This is a genomic window from Caulobacter sp. CCH9-E1 (genome assembly GCF_001556515.1).
Classification (GTDB): Bacteria; Pseudomonadota; Alphaproteobacteria; order Caulobacterales; family Caulobacteraceae; genus Caulobacter.
This window is the reverse complement of record NZ_LSJA01000160.1, coordinates 1-4,509: the sequence shown is the minus strand read 5'-3', so window position 1 is coordinate 4,509 and position 4,509 is coordinate 1. Positions and strand designations below refer to the sequence as shown.

Below are 4,509 nucleotides of genomic sequence, written 5' to 3'. Positions count from 1 at the left end.
GGTCCTGCCGCTGCCGAAATCGCGCAGGACGCCGCGGCTGCCCGCCGCTGTGTCCCATCAACGGGATGGTGGGCGGTGTACCGTCCGAGAAGGATCAAAACCGCTCGCGTAGCCTCCAGGCAGAAGACAAACGTCGCGATCGCCAAGCCCGCCCAAGGTCGGACGAAGAAGGCGAGGACGCATGCCCCCATCGCCGCGACGCAGAGCGCTGTGTTCGTCACCGCCCACCCCACGCGTTGGTCCCGGCCGTCGGCCGAAACAGCCGGTAGGGGTTCGACAAGGCCGTCGATCGAGACGGTAAGATGATGGTCGATCATGCGTCATTGGCGCGCTTGCGCCCGAGGTTCTCATTGGCCGGACCAAGTCGCTTGTGGACCACGCGTGGGTGGCTCACTTCGGTCAGCGTCGCGGCGTAGCTGGCGTTCATCAAGTCCATGTCGGCTGTGAGGTCGACCTTCAACCAGTGGACGTCGTAGCCGATGTTCGCCAGCCGCATGCAGAAGTCTGCTGAGACTCCATCGCGAACGCCGCAGAGGAGCAGAACCTTTGAGGGATCGTGGCCGTCGAGCGCCATGCGGAACGCCAGATTGTCGAACGGGTCCTCGTCCTGGTCCCACGTCAGAACGGTTTCGCCCTCGAGGGGCCTGAGCCGTGAGAGGGTTTCAAGCGCGGCGTCGGCGGCTGGACGATAATGGAGCACCACCCCGCCGTCGGCGCGGACGCCGTCTATATAGGCTTCGACGGAACGGATCTTGGCGCGGGTGCGCATTAGCGCCCTGCGGTCCGTGGACCGCGGGCGCAGGTCAAGGCAAATCAAGACGACGGGGCCCGACGACAAGGCCCCCTACCCTTCCCAACCGTTCTGCTGCGCCCATTCGAAGGCGTTCATCATGCGCTCAAGGGTATCGCTGACCTTGGCGGTACGCCCTTGGGCGTAGCAGAGGTCCTGGAACCGCGTCTTGACGTGATCGTCCAGACGGATGGTCAACATGAGCTCTTTGGGCGGCGGCTTGGCGACTTTGCCGCGCTTGGGTTTGGCGATCGGCTGTGGTTCGCGCCGGCTGAACCCCATGCGCTCGCCGACCTCTTCGACCGCTCGCAGTTCGGAAGCCGACGGCCTGATCGTCGGCAGATCCAGGCCCTCGGCCAGATTGGCGAGGCTGGTTTCGGGGGCGATGTCGGTATCGTCTTGTCCAAGGTCGACCGAGAAACCGGGGAGCTGCCTCTTGAGGGTCATTAGGCAGCCTCCGCCTGGTTGCCGAGGGTCTTGAGCAGCTCAAGGATCTCCTTGGTGACGGCGGTCGCGTTCCTCAGCGCCTTGTCCGTGCCAGATACGGCCTTGGGATCCAGACCCGTTAGTGTTCCGCCGTGCAGGAACACAGCCTTGAATGCTTCGCGCTCGATAAGCGCGGTTTCCATGATCGGCACATCAGCAGCTTCAAGCGTGCTGCGAATGGCCTTCATGTTGTTCGAATTGATGATTGGAGGCATGCGCGTGAAGAGAACGCGATACGGGATCTTGCGGCGCTGCGACTTGCCGGCGTTCAGGATCAATCGGATCGTTTTGACGGCCTGATCAGCGTCCAGCCCCGATCCCTGTAGCGGGATAATCACCAGGTTCGACATGCTGATGGCGTTGGACACGCGGCTGGTCGCCGCCCCTTCGAGATCGACAATGACGAACTTCGACGTGGTCGAGGCTTCATCAATGATGTCGACGATGCGCGACTCAGCCTCATCGGCGACGACGGTGATCGTCTCCGGGCGGCCAGGCAGCGCCGACCACTTTAGGAGCGGCTTGTTGGGATCCGCGTCGACCAGGGTGACGTGGGTATTGGCGTGTTCGGCCAGGATGCTGGCGACCAGCAAGGCGGAGGTGGTCTTGCCGACACCGCCTTTCGACGAGACGAATGAGATAACGGGCATGGGCGAGAATCTCCGCTCAAAGGCCAACCGACCGGTCGATTAGCGCACCTAGCTATTTCGCCGTCAATTCCCGTCATACACGCATCGCGTAGACTACGGGCAAAGCGCGACAGGCGCGTCAGACGAGAGGTGCGCGAATTATGCGACTGACGCGAACAGCGTGAATTGCATGTATTGGCACGCAAATCGCGAATGACATGAAATGCGGGATACTCGCGATATTCGCGCATGTCAAGCAAAACGCGAGTTTCACGCACTACGGAGTAGGACGCGAATAGCGCGACACTCTCGCCATGCGTGAAAGTCGCGCAATACGACACATGACGCGCAACTCTCGACACGCCCGCGTTTCGCGCAAAACCCGCACTCCAGGCAAGTCGCGCAACGCCCGTATCTCGTACTATGCGCGATTTGCGCGCAACTCACGTAATACGTAAACCGAACCGCTAGAGCACCGAGGCTAGCCCAACCTTAACAGGGTTGCGATCGCACAGAACAAGAACGCTGGCGCCGTCCACAACACAGGCGCCGCAGCCCAGGTGATCGACAACTGGAGGTACGCGCGCCAGACCCGGAAGAAGGCTGAGATGGGCGACCCGGAGCCGCCGACGCAAAGCGACGGCCCCTGGGCGACATGATAACGCCCCGTCCGACGCATACCAACAGCACAAAGCAACCAGCTTAACAAACGCGTGCAATCCATTGAAAATAGACATGAAGATGACCTTCCAGCGACATCGACACCGGAGAAAGAGAGCAGGGGAGGGGGCGTAGGGTTCTAATGAACCACCTCGGACTTCGAACCGCGATAAAGGCCGAACCAAGACCGGTTGAGATCCAGGACGATCGAATCTCCGCCCTCCGAAAGGCGCGCCAGGGAAATCTTGTTCCGAAGCCCGAGCAGATAGGCCCTAGGGCTAGCTACGCCGACCTTGAAGCGCGCAATGAACGCGACCGTCCTGAAGGCCTGGTCGCCCATCGTCGCCCGACAATCCTGGATCTCCGCACGTGAGAGGCCGCAAACGGCGGCAGAGTTGTTCGCGTAACCGTCGAGCAGACGCTTGGGATCGCTGAACAATGAACTGGCGTGGAACTCCACACCGGCGCGAAGCATGACGTCCGGCAGTGTTTTCAGCATCTGATTGACGCCAGGCACGCGGACAGAGGGCGGAGTAGGGTGCTCATCAGGCTCAGAAAGGTTTGGAACGCCGTCACGCGACATTTCAGCCGCGCACGCCTCCGCAGCCTCTACAGCGGCTACAAACTCAGCCATGAACCCATCGATCGTAGCCTCCTCCTCGCCGAAGGAGATTCCTGATGTTTTTTGATTTTTAGGCTGTTGGTTTGAAGTTCTCTGGTGGGAACTTTCGATGGGCGCGCCCCTATAATTTGCTTCCAAGAGGCCACGCTCCGCCAAATCACAGAAGAGAATCTCGAGTTCGGAACGCCGATCAACCAGGCGAATGAAAGCCTCCTGCGCAGCGACGATGTTGCGCGATTTGCGCATCCTGTCGGCCAGCCTAAGGACCTCTTCCTGATCGGTGAAATACGGCCCGAAACAAGGATGCGCTGCGAAGACCCGGAGCTGATTGAACAGCGAGCTGATGTTGCGCTGAATGTCACGCAGAAGCGAAAACTCAGCTTCGCTGACGTTGGCCAGTTCCCGCAACTCATCAGCACGCGCACAGAGCGCGCGCAGGTCGATACCGAAGGCGACCAGGATCTCGCCCGTTCGCTCGTCACGCTGCGCGAACCGCTTACGGGTCGTGCTGTCGCGAAAGGCGATCCAACCGGCATCGGCCAGCTGCTTCAGGGACTTCCGAACGGCTTCCTCTCCTACCTCTAGCTCTTCGGCCAGGCGCCGGTTGGATTTGAAGACCACCAAGCCCATGTGAGCGTTGTATCCGCCGTCAGATGCTCCGCGACAGGCGTAAGCGTCCGGCGCTGCCGTATCGACCAGGTTCTGCAGGAGCTTCTTGGCGGCTCGGCCGATCCCCATGGCCCTGGAAGTTGCAGCCTGAAGCCAGGCCTTGATCTCGTACTTCGAGACGCCGGCGGGTAATCCCGAGAAGGTCTCGGCCAGCTGGCTAGAGCGCACGCGCGCGACATTAATCGGGCGCAAACCGCGCCCGCTCGCAAGTCCTTGAGCTTGCATTGCATTTTCCCCGTGAGGGGAGGCTGGACTTTAGGCAAAGCTCCGCCGTCGCCCCGAAAGGCGTTTTTCAGTTGACGAGGGGGGGAAGATTGCGCAGAGTCGCTGGGAAAGTTGGTTGCGAGCTCACCGACGCCAATCGGTTGCGCTTTCTAAGATCCCCCGCCGGTCGAAAGATCGGCGGTTTCTTTTTGTCCGTACCTCCTGGTTGAACCTGTAACTGGTGGACTGGGCCGCTTGAGCCGAGTCGGGTCAAGCGATTCTCGCTGAGCAATTGCCTTGCTCGGCCGGGTCAACTTAAAAATAGCCGACGCCCAAGCAGAGTATTGCCCAGAGATAGCTGCGACTACGCTGGTAAACGCTTCGTTAATCGCAGAATGTCAAACGGCGTCCAAAGCTGACCCCCAATATGCGTCCAAAGTTGACCCCTC

The 4,509-nt window shown here is 60.6% G+C and carries 5 protein-coding genes; all 5 read right to left on the bottom strand.

Going from position 1 to position 4,509, the window contains the following annotated elements:
- Nucleotides 1-317, bottom strand: a 317-nt coding sequence (locus AX690_RS23645; protein WP_231732166.1) for a hypothetical protein, incomplete at its 3' end; no start/stop codon positions are given.
- Nucleotides 314-769: a hypothetical protein gene (locus tag AX690_RS10240; protein ID WP_066681210.1), complete on the bottom strand. Its 456-nt coding sequence runs from the start codon at nt 767-769 to the stop codon at nt 314-316. The genes AX690_RS23645 and AX690_RS10240, both read right to left, overlap by 4 nt.
- 75 nt (nt 770-844) lie before the next feature.
- On the bottom strand, nt 845-1,237 hold the full coding sequence (locus AX690_RS10235; protein WP_066681209.1) for a hypothetical protein: 393 nt from the start codon (nt 1,235-1,237) through the stop codon (nt 845-847).
- The gene (locus AX690_RS10230; protein ID WP_062100070.1) at nt 1,237-1,926 is read right to left on the bottom strand and encodes a ParA family protein; all 690 of its coding nucleotides are present in this window, start codon (nt 1,924-1,926) and stop codon (nt 1,237-1,239) included. Before AX690_RS10230 ends, AX690_RS10235 begins: the two co-directional genes overlap by 1 nt.
- A gap of 778 nt (nt 1,927-2,704) precedes the next feature.
- On the bottom strand, nt 2,705-4,081 hold the full coding sequence (locus AX690_RS10225) for a helix-turn-helix domain-containing protein (RefSeq protein WP_066681208.1): 1,377 nt from the start codon (nt 4,079-4,081) through the stop codon (nt 2,705-2,707).
- Between the last annotated feature and the right edge of the window lie 428 nt (nt 4,082-4,509).